Annotated in this window: 14 protein-coding genes and 1 riboswitch (1 of these 15 cut by a window edge); of the genes, 10 read left to right on the top strand and 4 right to left on the bottom strand. The window is 37.4% G+C overall.

Annotated elements, in window-relative coordinates:
- Window positions 1–15: 15 nt before the first annotated feature.
- From acsn021_RS22100 to acsn021_RS22085, 3 genes are all read left to right on the top strand, one after another.
- On the top strand, window positions 16–522 hold the full coding sequence (locus acsn021_RS22100) for a reverse transcriptase family protein (protein WP_243167857.1): 507 nt from the start codon (window positions 16–18) through the stop codon (window positions 520–522).
- Between the two features lie 475 nt (window positions 523–997).
- Complete coding sequence (gene recR / locus acsn021_RS22090; protein WP_184092734.1) at window positions 998–1,594, top strand: recombination mediator RecR; 597 nt, start codon at window positions 998–1,000, stop codon at window positions 1,592–1,594.
- 419 nt (window positions 1,595–2,013) lie between these two features.
- Window positions 2,014–3,240 carry a DUF5050 domain-containing protein gene (locus tag acsn021_RS22085; protein WP_184092733.1) on the top strand — a complete coding sequence of 409 codons (1,227 nt, stop codon included), beginning with the start codon at window positions 2,014–2,016 and terminating at the stop codon, window positions 3,238–3,240.
- Between the two features lie 164 nt (window positions 3,241–3,404).
- Here the strand turns inward: acsn021_RS22085 and acsn021_RS22080 are convergent, their stop codons facing one another.
- The 3 genes from acsn021_RS22080 to acsn021_RS22075 are packed head-to-tail and all read right to left on the bottom strand — an operon-like array spanning window position 3,405 to window position 5,406.
- Window positions 3,405–4,349 (bottom strand): sensor histidine kinase, encoded by a 945-nt coding sequence (locus acsn021_RS22080; protein WP_243182312.1) that lies wholly within the window; start codon window positions 4,347–4,349, stop codon window positions 3,405–3,407.
- A gap of 38 nt (window positions 4,350–4,387) precedes the next feature.
- The gene (locus acsn021_RS22970; protein ID WP_243167856.1) at window positions 4,388–4,756 is read right to left on the bottom strand and encodes a hypothetical protein; all 369 of its coding nucleotides are present in this window, start codon (window positions 4,754–4,756) and stop codon (window positions 4,388–4,390) included.
- Window positions 4,732–5,406, bottom strand: a complete 675-nt coding sequence (locus tag acsn021_RS22075) for a response regulator transcription factor (RefSeq protein WP_184092732.1) — start codon at window positions 5,404–5,406, stop codon at window positions 4,732–4,734. The genes acsn021_RS22970 and acsn021_RS22075 overlap by 25 nt, the downstream gene beginning before the upstream one ends.
- A 939-nt stretch (window positions 5,407–6,345) precedes the next feature.
- Window positions 6,346–6,428, top strand: a riboswitch (cyclic di-GMP riboswitch).
- Window positions 6,429–6,565: 137 nt separating this feature from the next.
- Between acsn021_RS22075 and acsn021_RS22070 the strand changes: the two genes are divergently transcribed.
- Both acsn021_RS22070 and acsn021_RS22065 read left to right on the top strand, forming a co-directional pair.
- Entirely contained in the window at window positions 6,566–8,554 is a 1,989-nt protein-coding gene (locus tag acsn021_RS22070) for a methyl-accepting chemotaxis protein (protein ID WP_184092731.1), read from the top strand.
- Window positions 8,555–9,106: 552 nt separating this feature from the next.
- Window positions 9,107–10,201, top strand: coding sequence for a hypothetical protein (locus tag acsn021_RS22065; RefSeq protein ID WP_184092730.1), 1,095 nt, complete (start codon window positions 9,107–9,109; stop codon window positions 10,199–10,201).
- A gap of 84 nt (window positions 10,202–10,285) precedes the next feature.
- Here acsn021_RS22065 and yyaC read toward each other — a convergent pair whose 3' ends face one another.
- A complete protein-coding gene (gene yyaC / locus acsn021_RS22060) occupies window positions 10,286–10,858 on the bottom strand; it encodes a spore protease YyaC (RefSeq protein WP_184092729.1) in 573 nt (190 codons plus the stop codon).
- A gap of 328 nt (window positions 10,859–11,186) precedes the next feature.
- Between yyaC and acsn021_RS22055 the strand changes: the two genes are divergently transcribed.
- The 5 genes from acsn021_RS22055 to acsn021_RS22035 form a co-directional block, all read left to right on the top strand.
- Window positions 11,187–12,515, top strand: coding sequence for a LysM peptidoglycan-binding domain-containing protein (locus acsn021_RS22055; RefSeq protein WP_184092728.1), 1,329 nt, complete (start codon window positions 11,187–11,189; stop codon window positions 12,513–12,515).
- A gap of 150 nt (window positions 12,516–12,665) precedes the next feature.
- Window positions 12,666–13,847: a DUF5711 family protein gene (locus acsn021_RS22050; protein ID WP_184092727.1), complete on the top strand. Its 1,182-nt coding sequence runs from the start codon at window positions 12,666–12,668 to the stop codon at window positions 13,845–13,847.
- A gap of 55 nt (window positions 13,848–13,902) precedes the next feature.
- A complete protein-coding gene (locus tag acsn021_RS22045) occupies window positions 13,903–14,598 on the top strand; it encodes a CvpA family protein (RefSeq protein ID WP_184092726.1) in 696 nt (231 codons plus the stop codon).
- Between the two features lie 376 nt (window positions 14,599–14,974).
- Window positions 14,975–15,937 (top strand): bifunctional 4-hydroxy-2-oxoglutarate aldolase/2-dehydro-3-deoxy-phosphogluconate aldolase, encoded by a 963-nt coding sequence (locus acsn021_RS22040; protein WP_184092725.1) that lies wholly within the window; start codon window positions 14,975–14,977, stop codon window positions 15,935–15,937.
- A gap of 266 nt (window positions 15,938–16,203) precedes the next feature.
- Window positions 16,204–17,178, top strand: partial view of a sugar kinase gene (locus acsn021_RS22035; RefSeq protein WP_184092724.1) — the 5' portion only. 60 nt of this gene lie beyond the right edge of the window; only the first 975 of its 1,035 coding nucleotides appear in the window; it begins with the start codon at window positions 16,204–16,206; the stop codon falls past the right edge of the window.

The raw sequence follows: 17,178 nt of genomic DNA, 5'->3' as shown, positions 1-17,178 counted from the left end.
GGTAAGGGATAGTGCATGCCTGATAAAGGACAACAACACTCAATAGAAAAATCACGACAACTTCAACGTAATCTATACCTAGCAGCCAATAAGAATAAACAACGCAGATTTCATGCGTTGTATGACCGTATCTATCGCCTGGATATATTGTGGCGGGCATGGAAAGAAGTAAGGATAAACAAGGGAAGTGCGGGTATTGATGGCATAACCTTTGAAATGATTGAGGAGTATGGAGTCGAAGAATACCTGTTTGATATTCAACAAGACTTGGTCAATGGGAAATATAAACCGTTACCAGTTAAACGAGTCTACATTCCAAAGCCAGATGGTAAACAACGACCTTTAGGGATAAAACAGTATGGAGTTAATGAATGGAAAGCATGGGAGTATGCAAACACAAGAAAAGGCTACTGGAGAATATCCAATAGCCCTATTCTAAGCAAAAGCCTAGACAACCAAACATTAAGTAATCTAGGATTTATTTATTTCTCTGATTATTACTCGAAAGTTTGTGTAAACTAGAGAACCGCCGTATACGGAACCGTACGTACGGTGGTGTGAGAGGTCGGTAGCTGAATTAATCAGCTACCTCCTACTCGATTATGGTAAATCTGCGAAGAAATCGCTGTATTCAGCCTTGAATATCTGTTTAAGAGCCACAAGAACGCTGATACGAATACCATAAGAATCGGTTTCCATTTGTGCATACATAGCTCTTGAAACATTACAACCCATAACTTGGAGCTGGGAAGCCACTTGTTCTTGTGATAATCAGGCTTTCTTTCTAAGATTCTTTAAGGCACTACCAATTGTAAGTCTTGATATAACCATTGTGACATAACTTTCCCTGCCTTAAAAATGTAATTGTAGAATTACATAATACTCTTGATTATAACAAAAAAATAAGTTTGAGAAGAAGGTGAGAATAAAGATTTCAAACTTGCCTTGAATTGTTTTAAACTTTCAAGTATGATATATCTGATAAGGAGAAGAAGCAATGGATTACTATAGCAGTCAGATAAGCAAGTTAATAGAAGAATTGTCAAGGCTTCCGGGTATTGGTGCAAAAACTGCCCAGAGACTTGCCTTTCATATAATAAATATGCCACAGGATCAGGTAAACAATTTATCCCAGGCAATCACCACAGCGAAAGCAAATGTCAGATATTGTACAAGTTGTTTTACCTTAACAGATAGTGAACTTTGCCCTATTTGTGCCAGTCAGAAAAGAAATAAAAATACAATAATGGTAGTTGAAAACCCAAGGGATTTAGCCGCCTATGAAAAGACCGGAAGATACGAAGGGGTTTATCATGTCCTCCATGGAGCTATCTCCCCCATGCTTGGAATCGGCCCAGATGATATTAAGTTAAAGGAATTAATATTACGTCTGCAAGGTGAGATAGATGAAGTTATAATAGCCACTAATTCAAGCCTAGAGGGTGAAACTACGGCTATGTATATCAGTAAACTGATAAAGCCAAGCGGTATAAAGGTAAGCCGCATTGCCAGTGGAGTGCCTGTAGGAGGAGATTTAGAGTATATTGACGAGGTCACTCTGTTAAGGGCATTAGAAGGCAGGGTTGAATTATAAGTAATAAGAGGGTGTTGCCGTAGTCTACTATATTTATCCAAGGGGCAATCCCATTTATTCTCGTTGACAAGGCGTAAAAGAAATCATGCGAAAACCTCGCAGAAGAATAATATTCAGACCTAGATAGGCGGGTGAACCAAGAACCGGTTCGCCTTTACCTCCCTGTCTCAGGTCTATTTTTTATACAGGAAGTATTTTCCTTTTTATTGTCATTAGACTGCCCATAAGCTTCTACAAATTAAGAATATCTTAGAAAAAGTTTAATACTCCCAAAATACTAATTGAAAAGAAAGTAATAATATACTAAAATATGGATGATATATACTCAATGTAAAATAATCATAACAAGAAATAGAATAAACCTAGACTATATTTTTAAATAACACATAACATAAACTATTTAGAACAAGGAGAATGCAATGAAAACAATAACAAAACAAATACTTAGTTTCATTTTAGTCTTTTTAGTAATTAGCTTTTTACTACCTCAGAATATCCCTGCTTCCAGTGCAGCTACTACTGCAATGGTCTATGAATATGCTCCTATGCTGGAACATGAGGGTAATATCTATTATATTCAGAGAGTAGACGGTGAGGAATGTACATATGACATTTACCGGTTTCAGGTTGCTACGGGTAATAAAACCAGGCTGATTTCTTCAAAAAAAGATATTTTAGACATGATGCTACATAATAATACCCTGTATTATACCAGCTATATAGGAGAAAAAGATATTTATCAAACGTATTCCGTTTCCATTGATGCCAAAGATAAAAAAACTATTTGTAATGGCTATTTGCAATGTCTTGATGACAGTGGTATTTACTATACCGTTATTAAAGGCAATAAAAGTAAGCTATATAAAAGAGATTATGACAGCAAGAAAGCTACACTGCTTTATACGGGTAACATGACCGTTCGTTTTGTGAAAAAGCTGGATAACGCACTGTATTTTACTCAATATAATGAAGCCTCATCGAAGCTGACATTATACACACTGATGCCGGAGCAGACAAAGCTGACAGTTTTGACCACAGACAAGATTGTAATGGAGCGGACGATTCCAACCGTGTCCGATGTAGCTAAAATAAACGGAGATATTTATTATCAATATGGTACACATGAGGGTTCCGGCAACTATTGGTACGGAACACTTAAAAAATTAGATTCCAGTACAAATACAAAATCTGTTATCGCAGAACAGTTATATGAGGAGCAGATATATCATAATGACAGTAGTATCTTCTATAACGGAACGGATAGTGAGGAGAAGCATTATCAATACAACACAAAGACTGGTAAAACTTCTTTTTATATATACAAAACCACTGGTACAGACTCCTTTAATATTCTAGGAAATGATACGTATTGCGCAAAGTCAGACGGTAAAGAATTGATTACGGTATCCCGCTTTACATCTGGAACGAATAAAAAAAATTTGGAAAAATCATTTGTTAAGATTTCCTATAAACAAAAAAAGGAATTTGACTATAGTGCATGTGTTAAAAAATACGGTGATTATCTGCTGATTCCTGTGACATGTATGGATTATAATGATACCAGCAATGGATGGAGAGGCAGGTATGTTAGTATCACCTGGTATGTTGCTGATTCTGAGGGCAAAATACTTGCTCAGTTTCAATAAAGCTAAAATTGGAAAATTCAATTCAATTTATGACTTTCTTCTTAAGGGTTAAGGCACTCGTCATCGTATTTATTTTTAATATTTCGGTTTTATTTTAAATAATAGGGGTGGGATTAAAGAATCCCACCCCTATTGCTATGTTTTAAACTATTTAATATCTTTCCCTATAATTCCTTGGAGGCATAGTGGAACCTGATTGTAACCTTCCCACCAAAATCGCAGTTTGATAAGTTTAGTTGTCCTGCATGGGTTTTTGCTACTTGTGCTGCAAACCAAAGGCCAAGGCCATTGTGTCCATTGGCACCACGTGCTGCATCACCTCGCCATAGGCGCTCGGTTGCATGGTGCAATGCCTCCTTGCTAAAACCGGAACCCTCATCACGCACAACAACTTGCCAGCCGCCGCCATCTACCATGCTGCCTTCCATATACACATTTCCACCCGCCGGCGTATGCTCAATGGCATTCTGAACCACGTTACCGAAGGCACGAAGTAAATGGGCTTTCTGAATGACTGCATCACCCTCTAGGTTGTTTTGAGTTTGCAGGCAAACCCCTCTGGCTTTTGCAATAGCCATTGTGCTTTGGCAAAGCTCGCCAAACATGGAGGGTAGACTGGTGTTTTCAAATGTCTCATCCGCACCGGCAGAGGCTTCCAGCAGGCTGGCAACATATTGCTTGGCCCGGTCGTTGCTTGCCACAATTGTTTTCACAATTTTTAAGCTGCTCTCAGGCAGTTCTTCATCCATTAGCAGCTCTGCATTGCCTCCCACCAGAGTGAGCGGGGTTTTTAAATCATGTGCGAGTGCTTCAATTTCAGCCTCGCGTTCTTGTTGTGCCGCCCACTGGGAGGAGAGGGAACTGTACAATGCTTTTCGCATGTGCTCCATTGCCTCGAGCGCTTGGTCGTACTCTAGTATGCCTGCATGGGGAATTGCAAAATTTAACTCCTGCGCACCTACTTTCTCGCTCACCTCAGTGAACAGTTTCAGCTTGACGGCCAGGTGCCGGCGGAGCCACAGGGTGTTAATTAACAGACATAGCACCCATGCCACACCAAGCGCGGCCAGCCACAGGTATTCAAAGGGGGGCAGCATAATGCGCAGCACAGGATTGACAAACTCTGCCCTGTATTGCCAGCGAAAGATTACAGTGCTTCCGTCGGGGTAGGTGTACCGAGAGACATGTATACTGTAGATGTCCTCCTGTAAAATCTTGTCAGTCCTTCAAGCTTCTTTCCATCTACGTTGCTTTCCATTACCGCACCGTTCTGGCCAAACAATGCATATTCAGCCAAAAAATTGTCACCGGGAGAAACAAAGGTTTTTGGCTCTCCTGCCAAAATTTGTTCCACCTGTTGGTTGGAAACGTATCCCAGATAAATAACACCTTTGTTTTGAAGCTGTACAAAACCGATATACCATATCAGGCAACATACTAGCATGCACCCAAGCATAACGATAGCAAAGCGCAAAAGTACAAAGGAAAGACTTACAGAACGCTGTTTTTTTTCCATTTATAGCCAACCCCCCAAATAGTTTCTATGGGGCTGATGTCGCCCACTTTCAGCTTGGCACGGATATTTTTAATGTGCTCCGCAACGGCTGAGGAATCACCTGCGGCATCATAGCCGAAAATCGCTTCGTATAATTGTTCTTTGGTAAACACCTGTCCGGTGTGCATGGCCAGATGCTCACAGATAGCATATTCGCTCTTTGTAAAGGGAATTGTGCGTTCGCCCACGATGGCCACTTTTGCCTGTATATCAAAGCGAACACCGCCTCGGCTCAGAGTGCGGGTCGGCTGGCGTACCTCCCGCCGCAGGTGGGCATTTACCCGTGCACGCAGTTCTGCAATGCTGAATGGTTTTTTGATGTAATCATCAGCGCCCAAGCCAAAGCCCTGTACAAGGGCGGTGTCTTCCGCCTTGGCGGTTAAGAATAGGATGGGGCAGTCCACCTCGGTACGAATGCGGCTGCAAAGGGAAAATCCATCCTCTCCAGGCATCATTACATCAAGCAGCAGAAGATCGTACAGCCGGCATCGTGCTGGATGCACGTTGACGGCAGCAGCTTCGGTATCTACTTGGTGACCATCCTTTTCTAAGGCAGTGCGAACCAGGGTCAGCATATCAAGGTCATCATCGACCACTAACAGTTTCGACATATCTAATCCTCCTTGTTTTTCCGAAGGAAAAATGCGACTGCCTGTACAGGAGCAGAGGATTTTCCTCCTTGTTTTTCCGAAGGAAAAATGCGACTGCCTATACAGGAGCAGAGTATTTTCCTCCTTTCATATATATCAGCGGGTTTGTACAGTGTCCCTTCCACAAGGTTGTATCTCTTTTTGATTTGTTACTGTTATGGTAACAGGCATTTTTAAGGATTTTATCAGGGAGGGGATGATTACACAAAATTCACCAGACACTTATCCTTTAATTTTATCAAAACTATTATCTTTGTCTAGGACAAAATATGATTTTGGATTAGGGATATCAAAAATAGAAGAAAGCCACTTTAGTAACACGATACGGATGTTACAAAATAACCGTACATAAGTTCTGAATTGAAAACAAAAGAGTGGGGCTATTGTTAGAGGGGTTCTGAGGGAGGGTGACCTCTTTTTTTAACAATAGCCCCAAGATGAAAAGTTTTTCTATATTAACAAGGAGAGGGAAATCCTTGGTTCATGAATATATTATAAAGGTTTATTGTGAAGAACATTTGTAAAAAGTATGAAAAATATGTGAAGCTGCAAGTAAATGAGCAGTAAAGTTAAGTGCAATTCATCTGAAAAAACAGCTCATCCTTTAAACGGGATGTGAAAACAAAGTTGTATAAATACTAAAAAGTATTACGACTCCTTTTTAATTAAGCCATGGCTGCCCTTCCACTTAATATTATAAAGTGACAAAAATGTGCAAAATAATAATGTAAAGTGCTGATAATTTGTCAAAATAAATTGTTGAACAACCAATAAAAGTAATGTATTATATTAACTATGCATGAAGCTTAATAATTGGTAAAAAGAGCATAATATCTCAGCCAATCCATAATTATACCAATCGGTATTGTAACCGATGTTTATAGGTGTTTAAAAAATAGCATAATGAAAAGGCAAACTTATTGAAAAGTAAGGACGCAAAGCCAAGGGCCTAAGTACAAGTTACAAGGCAGCCGGTTGCATACATCGTGAGCAGGCCCCTTTTTTCTAATGATGGAAAAGAGGGGCTTTTAAAGCCGTATAAGCATATTTAAGTAGATATCGTACATACTTGTGACGGGCATGCGCATTTTGTTAATCAGTACAAATTTTGGAGGGTAACATGAAAAGCATCAAAACAAGATTGATAATTTATTTTTCCCTGCTGGTATTGGCTTCTTCCGTGACCTTGGGCGGAATATCCATTATATTTTCCGGCAGAGTCATTACAGAACAAGCAGAAGATTCCATTGTCTCTTTGGCTGCAGAGGATTCCAAACTGATTGCCAGTAGAATGCAGGTATTAAAGCGGGCGTTGGAAGTATTGGCAATGAATGAAGAAATAAGAACCATGAGCTGGTATGCTCAAAAACCTGCTATAGAGGAGATGCTAGAAGGTTCGGAGTTCTTGGATATCGGTGTCGTACGAAAAGACGGAATGGCTTACTATTCTGATAACAGTAAAGCCTCCGAAGGAGATTTGGAGTATGTAAAAAAAGCATTAAAGGGAGAGACAAATGTATCAGAAGTTATCATAAGCCCGATTACAAATGAGCCTGTTGTTATGGTGGCAACACCTATATATAATAGGAATCAGATTGTTGGAGCCTTAGTCGGAAGAAGTGATGGAAATGCCCTTAGTGAAATGGTATCTGATACCGGTTACGGCGAAAATGGGTATGGTTATATTATCACCAGTAAAGGCAATATAATCGCTCATCGGGACAAAGAAAAGGTATTAAGCCTTTATAACCCTTTTCAGGTTGGGGAGGAGAATGCTGAGAAAGCTACCATTTCAGAGTTGTTTTCCCATATAATTGAAGAAAAACATGGCATTAGAAGCTATAAGATAGAAGGGAAATCCTGGTATGCAGGCTATAGTGCCGTGGATGGTACAGATTGGATATTTGTCAATACGGCAGACTATCAGGAATTATTAAATCCATTGCTTGGATTACAATATCTCTTACTTTTATTAGGTGCAGTTGTATTAATTATAAGTGTATTTATTGTATACATAATAGGAAAGTCAATAACCATGCCGATTGTTAATATGGTAAAACACTCAGAGAAAATCTCCCAATTAAACATTGGGCAGGATGTAGATAGTAAGTATTTAAAGCGTAGGGATGAAACAGGAACCCTTGCCAATGCTTTGCAAAATATTGCAGTGAATTTAAGAAGCATTATAGGTGAAATTACCAATACATCGGAACAGCTAGCAGAAGCTTCTAAAGAATTATCAGTAACTTCACAGCAAGCTGCCACTGTATCTGAGGAAGTGGCACTAACGGTTGGAGAAATTGCAAAGGGTGCATCTGACCAGGCAAGACATACCGAGGATGGTTCCATAAAAGCTGGCAGTCTGGGAGAAGCAATTGAAAAAGATCAGGAATTTTTGGGTGGATTAAATACTGCTACAAAAAAAGTAATAGATGTACTAGAAGAAGGATTAACAGAAATTGAAAAACTTTCTGATAAAACAAAGGAAAATAATGAAGCCTCCAAGCAAATCCGGGAAGTAATAATAAAAACCAATGAAAGTTCCAACAAAATAAGTCAAGCCAGCAGTGTAATATCTTCTATTGCGGAGCAGACCAATCTGTTATCTTTAAATGCTGCCATTGAAGCTGCCAGAGCAGGGGAAGCCGGTAAAGGTTTTGCTGTAGTTGCAGAAGAAATCAGAAAGCTTGCAGAACAATCTGCTGTCTCAACAAGCGAAATTGATGATATGGTTAGAGAACTTCAAGACAATTCTCAAGATGCAGTAAAAACAATCGAGCATATGACGGTACTGATTCAAGAGCAGACCCAGAGTGTACAATCCAGTAAGAACAGCTATCTTGATATTGCGAAAGCAATTCAGGGGGCGAAGGAAGCAATGGAGCGTCTAAATGTATCAGGAATTGAAATGGAAGAGATGAAGAATCAGATTATGGACACTTTACAAAATCTCTCTGCCATCGCAGAGGAGAATTCTGCTTCTACTCAGGAAGTAACTGCATCTTTAGAGGAACAGTCAGCTTCCATTGAAGAGATGGCTGGTTCTAGCGAAAGCCTTGCAAAATTAGCAGGTGATCTTCAGGTTGTAATAGGAAAATTTATTTTGTAATACATTAAATAGTACTATATAATGACTATATATGGATACTGGTCTAAATTCAGGCAGGGTATCTTTATATAGTCTTTTATTATAGAAGCTATGTAAATATTGAGGTTAAGAGATTCTGCCTGTAATAGAGGTTTTATGAATAATGAATTGTATAAGAAGCAGCACTTTTGACGGGCTTATGGATCATTGATAAAATAAATCAAAGATGGGAGGGAAGAACATGGCACTAAATATATTTACAATATTGTATTTCATTATAGTTCTTGCTGGTGTGGTATTGGGATTTTATGTCCTTTATCTCGTTATCAGGGCATTACAAATTTATATAAAGAAAAATTCGTAGGAAAAAGGCGAAAAAGAGTCTTGCTCACCTTCTTGACCTTTCCTGTTGTTTTTAGTAAAATCTTAAGTAAATATATTGTCTTATTCAATGTCTGGAACTAGATAAATCTTCATAGAGTGGTTTTTATGTATGATAAAGGAAAGAAAAGAGATTATAAGACAGTTAAGGAAAGCACGAAATAGATCCTGCATTAATTGGGAGGAAGGTACATGGAAGGAAATATTCTATCCGGTGGTCTGAATGAACTGAATACAGTCAAGGACATGATAACCGAATTAAATAATTATAGGGATAATTGTGATGCATTAACTTCTGAAGAAGCCAGACTGGAAAAAAATATTAAAGGCAAAGAAAAGGATATTTTGGAAGAGATTTCAAGTACGCACAGAAAGCGGAAAGAGGAAATCGAATATGCCTATAATGAGCAGATGGACAAGGTTCGTAATAGAATAAAAAAAATCAGAACAAAAAAAGAGAGATCCAAGACAGAAAAGGTAAGTGAACGTATTGAGGCGGAGACGGCGGGATTAAAGGAAGAGTACAGGCAGATGGCATTGGATATCAAAGAGCAGTTTAAGCTGAACAAAATACCCCTGCTTTGTAACAGCCGGCTTTTTTATGCTATCTTTTTACCGAAGGGACTATTAGATATTCTTATTATCATACTTACTCTGGTGGTGATATTGTTGGCAGCTCCCTATATAATATATACTTTATGGCTGCCAGAAGGGAAAATGATATATCTGTTTTTGGTTTATCTGTTTTTGGTTGTAGTATTTGGCGGACTGTATATGCTCCTTGACAGTAATATTAAGAGTAAGCATATCAAAGTACTAGGTAACGTAGGTCAGCTCCGAATCCAGATGATGTTGAATCGTAAGAGAAGAAATGATATTCGTAATCGTATCATAAAGGATAAGGATGAGAGTATATATGGACTTGAGAATTTTGACCAGGAATTAGCAGAGTTAGACCGAGAGCTCAGTGAAGTTATGGAACACAAAAAAGAGGCACTTAAAATCTTTGAAAACACTACAAAATATGTAATCAAAGAAGAGATTACATTACGTTATCAAGAGGAGTTAATGAGCTTAAAGCAGGAATATGCTAGAATGTATGCAGATATCAAAGCTTTAGAAGAAAATATAAAGAATCTTTCCATGGAGATTACCAATCGCTATGAGGTATTTTTAGGAAAGGAATTTATGTCTGTTGACAAACTGGAAAAGCTGGCTCAGATTATAGACGAAAACCAGCTTTCTACTGTATCAGAAGCAATAAGTTTTTATAGAGGCGAAAGTTAAATAACAGAAGGATTGCAAAGACAATGGGAACGGTTATCCTATGCCAGAGCAATCCTTTTTTATTGGATAATCTATATAAGCTCTTTATTTATTACCAAGTTTATAAAAACAGTAGTTAATACCGGAACAAATATAATCGGCAAGTATCATTACGATATTTAACCTTGTGGTTTGTAAGAGCATATGATCAAGCATTCCTGAAAAATTCACAATACCCGTAATAAAAATATCGCCAACTGGCGGAAGTTCTTTATCTACGCCGGCACCGGGTAGAAGAGGACCTTCTCCCAGCGTAATATATCCAATGTGACCGGATTTACCTAGAGAAGCATCAATAGCAATAACAAAAGCATTCCGATGATGCGTCTTAATATAACTGATTGTCTCACTTAAGTTCTTAGCATGAACAGGCTGTTCTAAAGTTCCGTACAATGCAATGTTGTGCTGTTTTAGTTTGGACAATTTATAGCCGACAATAGGACCTAAACAATCACCCGTCGCCCGGTCAGAACCAATACATAGAAAGACCAGTTGTCTGTTTTTATATAACTTGCTTTGTATTAATTCATGCAGTGTTCTGCTAAAATCGTATACGGAATATCGATCCTTTGTATTAAAATAATATAGCTTCTTTTCTATCCCCAATTCTCTACTCATTAAAACCTCCTATTTATACTCGTACAATACAACCTTATTCTGTAATACCAAAAGTATTACCGTAAAAATGTAAATTAGTCAGTTGTTAGTAATAATTTACAAGTCAAATTTCTGCAAAAATAAAAGGTTTTCAGGCAGTTCAGGATAACAGGAGGTGTTGTGTTATCAAAAAATAAAGAAAAATAAGGAAAAAATAAATATTTACCCAATAAGATATATAACCTTTCGGTAGTGTTTTGACATAATAATCTCTTTTCATATGTTACGATTAATGACAGTAAAGTCATATCAATGTCTAAAAGTAACTAGGTCAGGAGGAAATCAAATTATGGACAATGCATACGGTAAAGGCCAAAACTTAATGAACGGGCCTGAGAGTGCAAATGCCGTACCCATTAAAATACCTAAGAACATAAGACAAGTAGGAAGTATCGGAAATCGCAATAAAATAATATATGTAGAAGACTATGTAATGACCTTCATAAAACAATTATCGGATAAAGAGCCTGCCGGCTGCAGGGTAGCAATACTGTTAGGATACTATGTACATACGGAAGAACATAAGAGATTATTTATAAAAGGCGCCATTGAAATGAAGGATGCAGATTTGGGCAATGGCATCGCATTAACAGATGAGGGTTGGACAAGCATCTATGAAGCCATAAAAAAATATTTTACGGATGTTGAAATTATTGGCTGGGCATTAATTGGTCCGGAGTTTTTCTTAGAAAGCAGCGAAAAAGTCAGAAAGATACATACCGATAATTTTTCAGGGCCGGACAAAACCCTTCTTAAGATGGATAGTATGGAAAAGGAAGAGGGATTTTATTTTCATGAAGGCAGCCAGATGGTAAAGCAGAACGGATACTACATATATTATGAAAAGAATGAAGAAATGCAAAATTATATGATAGAAAATAAATCCGAGGATATGCGTATAGAGGAGAGTTATACCGATCAGGCAACTAGGAAAATAAGAACTATTATTCATGATAAAAAAGAAGTAAAGGATGACAGGAATGTGATTCGGCTTCTGTATGCCGCCAGTTCGCTATTAGCAATTATAGTTCTGGTGATTGCAGCTACCATGCTTGATAATTATGATAAGATGAGAAGTATGGAAACAGCCTTAAATAATATATCCCAGAACCTTAACAATGCCGGAAAAGAGGAGAATCAGCAGGTAGCAGATAGTGGCAGTGATAAAGAGTACAATAAGGATAAGGATGGTGATTCAGAAAAGGATACCACAGGGAATAAAGATAATGCAGAGGGAAAAGGAGACTCCGTAGAAATTGAGACTGTAAGCGGTAACATAACAAATACCCCAAAAGATGGTGATAATGCAAAAGTTGATAACCAGAAGGACAGCAAGGCAGGGGATAAGCAAGAGACTGCCAGTAATTCAAAAGGGGATGATAATACAAAAAAGGTACCAACACAGGTCGCTCAAAAGGAAGAGAAGGAGGAAAAAGAAACACCTTCTCAGGAGGCTAGCGCTACTGTAAAATATTATACCGTAAAGAAGGGAGATTCGCTGGCAGGTATCAGTTTTAAACTTTATAACACCTATACCTATATGGAAAAGATTAAAGAACTAAACGGTATAGAGGATGAAAATAAAATTTTAGCAGGGCAAAAATTAATTGTTCCCTAAACGGGCACACAGGCTGCTTCTATGAACCAGGCTCATGGTTTATGGAGCAGCTTTTTAATATATAAAATGATTCCTTAAAAAAATAGTGCCATTACAGGTAAGATAAGGTATAATATTTATGGATACTATTTAAATAATAAAGGAGCAGTTATGGCTATAGAATTGGAAAAACGAGAATTACGCAGCTATGATGTCAGAAAGAAAAAATACAAACAAACGATTCTGATTGCAGCAGTCATATCAACGGTTGTATTAATTGTAGTTACTTTTTTCATAGTTCGTAATATTATAAATAAAAATTTTAACAACTTTGAGGTGGTACAAAGTACTGAGCGCAATGACAGCAGTGCAGCAAAATATTTACCGTATGAAGGTGGACTGCTCAGGTATAGCAGAGATGGGGTGGCGGCACTTAATAGTAATGGCAAGCAGTTGTGGAATGGCACCTATCAGATGAGGGAGCCTATTGTGGACATTTGTAATAAATATGTAGCAATTAGTGACAGAGGTTATAAGACCATACAAATATATGATGGTAGCGGAAAAAATTATACGATTAATGTACTGCTTCCGATTATAAAAGTTAAGGTGGCAAGTCAGGGTGTGGTAGCCGTATTAATGGATGGGGGCAGCACGAATGAATTAAAATTGCTGACGCAGGAAGGAGAAACAATTGTAGAATTTAGAACCATTGCAGAAAAGAATGGTTACCCTCTTGATATCTCTCTTTCAAAGGATGGGAAAAGGCTGGTTACGAGCTATGCCACTTTAAATACAGGGAGTCTGCTAAACAACGTTACTTTTTATAACTTTGGCAACGTGGGTCAAAATGCTCAAGATAGAATGGTAGGTGCATTTGGTTTGGGACCAACTCTGGTGCCGGATGTTGAATTTATAACAAATGACATCGCTGCCGCCTTTGGGGATAACAAATTCAGTCTTTATTCCATAGAGCAAACCGCAAAATTAATATACGAAGAGAATTTTACAAAGGAAATTAAGACGGTCCTTCATAACGGAAAATACATAGGCTTTATTTTTAATAACTCTGAAGGTAGCGACAAATATCAGTTAGTCCTTTATGACCTGCAAGGAAAGATAATCCTTAATAAAGGGATAAATTATGAATATGACACAGCAATACTGTCCGGGGATGAAATACTTTTACACTCCAATCTTGACTGGAGGATAATAAAAACCAATGGACAGGAAAAGTTTAAATATACATTTACGAATAATATTTCTTATATAATGCCGCTTAATAATACAGACAAATATATTGTGATAGATAATCAAAAAATAGACGAAGTAAAATTAATCGAATCGAAATAAAGAAGGAAGAGGAATACTGCCCACAAAGGAAAATATTAAAAAGGATGGTGTATAGATGAATTGGTTATTAATAGTGGTTATAGTCGTATTAGCGGGCTATGCAATTTATGGAAGACAGAGAGGATTTATCAGAACCGTATTCACACTGTTCTCTACAATACTAAGCCTAATGCTTACCCTATTCATATGTCCTGCAATCAGTAAAGAGATTCAGAAGAATGATAAAATAATGGGAATGGTTACAGAACGGGTTTCAGAGGTAATCAATTATTCTGATTTGGGAAATAAAATAACGGATCAGGTAAATTTTATCGATAAGCTGCCGTTGCCAAGCTCCTTAAGACATACTTTGGTGGAAAATAATACAGCAGATGTATATAAAGCCATGGGAGTTAAAAGTTTCAATGACTACATAAGTAATTCAATATCGCGTATAATAATTAATGCCGCAGTATTCGTTATTATTATGATTATAGTAACGATTGCACTGGCCTTACTTTGTGAAGCGTTAAATATTATCAGTAAACTGCCTTTGATAAATGGACTTAATAAAACCGCAGGCTTAATGGCAGGATTAATCCATGGTATTATTGTAGTGTGGATTGGTTTTATTATTATAACAATGTTTGGAAGTACCTCCTTTGGACAGGATATTTTCAAATTAATTAATGAGAACACTTTTCTAAGCCTTATTTATAATAATAATTTGTTGCTTCGCTTTATAACCAATCTGGGAGCTGCATTATTCTAGTACTTTTTTGAAGCATAAGATTAGGACAAGTTATATTTCAAAGGTGGTATGTAATAGCTTTTATTGCAGTTTCAATGAAACAATGGGAACGTTTTTTTGACTTTATTAGTTATAATGTAGGGATGATATGTATTCCTTAAGAATATTATATGCAAAATTATCGAAAATTTTAGTGAAAATATTTCATACAGGGTAATTACTACAAAATCGTATCGTTTTGGGCATAAAAATAAGATTGCCTGCTATCAATTGATTGAATTTTGTTTTACAAAAGAGTATACTGGACATGAAATTAAATTCGAAATCATGTAATAAGATTTCAATTTAAGCTAATAAATAAAATACAGGAATCATATATGGAACAGGAGTGGAAGAAATGAACGAAGTATTAAAAAGTATTCAAAAAATGGGTATTGTTCCAGTAGTAAAACTGGATCGTGTGGAAGATGCCGCACCTTTAGCAAAAGCTCTTTGTGAAGGTGGTTTGCCATGTGCAGAAGTAACCTTTAGAACAGATGCCGCGGAAGAGTCTATCAGAATCATGACCACTGAGTATCCAAACATGTTGGTTGGAGCTGGTACCGTTCTTACTACTGAGCAGGTTGACAAAGCTGTAAATGCAGGAGCTACTTTTATCGTAAGTCCAGGACTTAATCCTAAAGTGGTTAAATACTGTGTAGAAAAAGGTATTCCGGTTACACCTGGATGTGCAAATCCAAGTGATGTAGAACAAGCAATTGAATTAGGTCTTGATGTTGTAAAATTCTTCCCTGCAGAAGCGGCAGGTGGTTTAAATATGATTAAGTCCATGGCAGCACCTTATGTTAATATGAAGTTCATGCCTACAGGCGGTATCAATGAAAAGAACTTAACTTCTTACTTAGATTTCAATAAAATTATTGCATGCGGCGGAAGCTGGATGGTGAATGATGCTTTAGTAAAAGCAGGAGAATTCGATAAAATAAAAGACTTGACAAGAGAAGCTGTAAACAAAATGTTAGGCTTTGAACTTCGTCATGTTGGTATTAATGCATCTGATGAAACAGAAGCAGACAGTGTTGCAACTTCTTTCGAAAAATTATTTGGTTTTACAAAGAATGTTGGAAATTCCTCTATCTTTGCAGGACTTGGTATTGAAGTAATGAAAGCACCATACTTGGGCAAAAACGGACATATTGCTATTCAGACAAATTATATCGAAAGAGCAATTTTCCATCTTGAACTGCAAGGTTTTGAATTTGATATGGACACAGCGAAGACAGACAAGAACGGTAAGCTAGTTGCTCTGTACTTAAAAGGCGAAATCGGCGGCTTTGCTGTTCATTTAGTTCAGAAGTAATAGACACAGCTATAGGTCGGCACCTTTTTGTGATTAAAGGAAAAGGCTTTAAAAGGCTGTTGCAAAGGAATTCACGGATAACCGGTCTTGTTTTGCAGCAGCCTTTTTAAATATAAATGAAACAATTGCATTTTACTTATGCAAGGCTCTTCTTAGAGGTATACGCATATAAAGTCATTGCACAGGGTAACGGAAGGGTACAAATAAGTATTTTTCTATTGGTTTGGATACATTACAACTTAGTATTTAGCAATCTAGGAGGACTTATGATATTTTCAAATGAAAAAAAAGATTTTGATGCCCTGGCCTTTGGCGAGATTCTATTAAGACTATCATCACCTGTTAATGAGAGAATCACAACAGGTGCGGTATTTGAAAAGCGGGCAGGTGGCGCAGAACTAAATGTGGTATCCGGCATTTCCTTAATGGGACTTCGCACCGGTATTATTTCAAAATTACCAAAAAATGAATTGGGAACTTACTTAAAAAATAATATTCGTTTCTGTGGTGTCAGTGACGACTGGCTAATCTATGATGAAAGTAAAGAAGCCAGACTTGGAATCTATTATTATGAGCATGGTGTTTATCCAAGAAAACCAACGGTAGTATATGACAGAAAAAACGCTTCTGTTAATACGATAAAACCGGAGGATATTCCGGAGGATATCTACAGTTCGACCAGACTGTTCCATACTAGTGGTATATCGCTGGCATTATCAGAACAAACTAGAAGCACATCTGAAAATATGATAAAGAAGTTTAAAGCAGCCGGTGCGTTAATCTCGTTTGATGTTAACTTCAGGGCAAATTTGTGGAGTGAAGAGGAAGCAAAAGCAAAGATTGAAAGCATCTTACCATATGTCGATATCCTCTTTGTATCAGAAGAAACGGCAAGAAGAACGTTTGGAAAAGAAGGCAGCTTAACTGATATACTAAAAGAATTTGCAAAAGAGTATGATATTGAGGTATTAGCTTCTACAGAGCGAAAAATAATAAGCCCTAAAAAACATACCTTTGGTTCTACTATTTACTGTAAATCAGAGGACAAATTTTATAAAGAAGCACCTTATGAGAACATAGAAGTAGTAGACCGCATCGGCAGCGGTGACGCATATGTATCCGGTGTACTATATGGTCTGTTAGAATATGGTGATTGTCAGAAAGCTCTGGAATACGGTAATGCAGCCAGTGCTGTTAAGAATACGATATTAGGTGATTTGCCTTCTACAGATAAAAAGGAA

This window comes from Anaerocolumna cellulosilytica, from assembly GCF_014218335.1.
In the GTDB taxonomy this organism is placed as follows: domain Bacteria; phylum Bacillota; class Clostridia; order Lachnospirales; family Lachnospiraceae; genus Anaerocolumna; species Anaerocolumna cellulosilytica.
The sequence above is the reverse complement of the archived record's forward strand: the minus strand, read 5'-3'. Positions and strand labels throughout refer to the sequence as shown.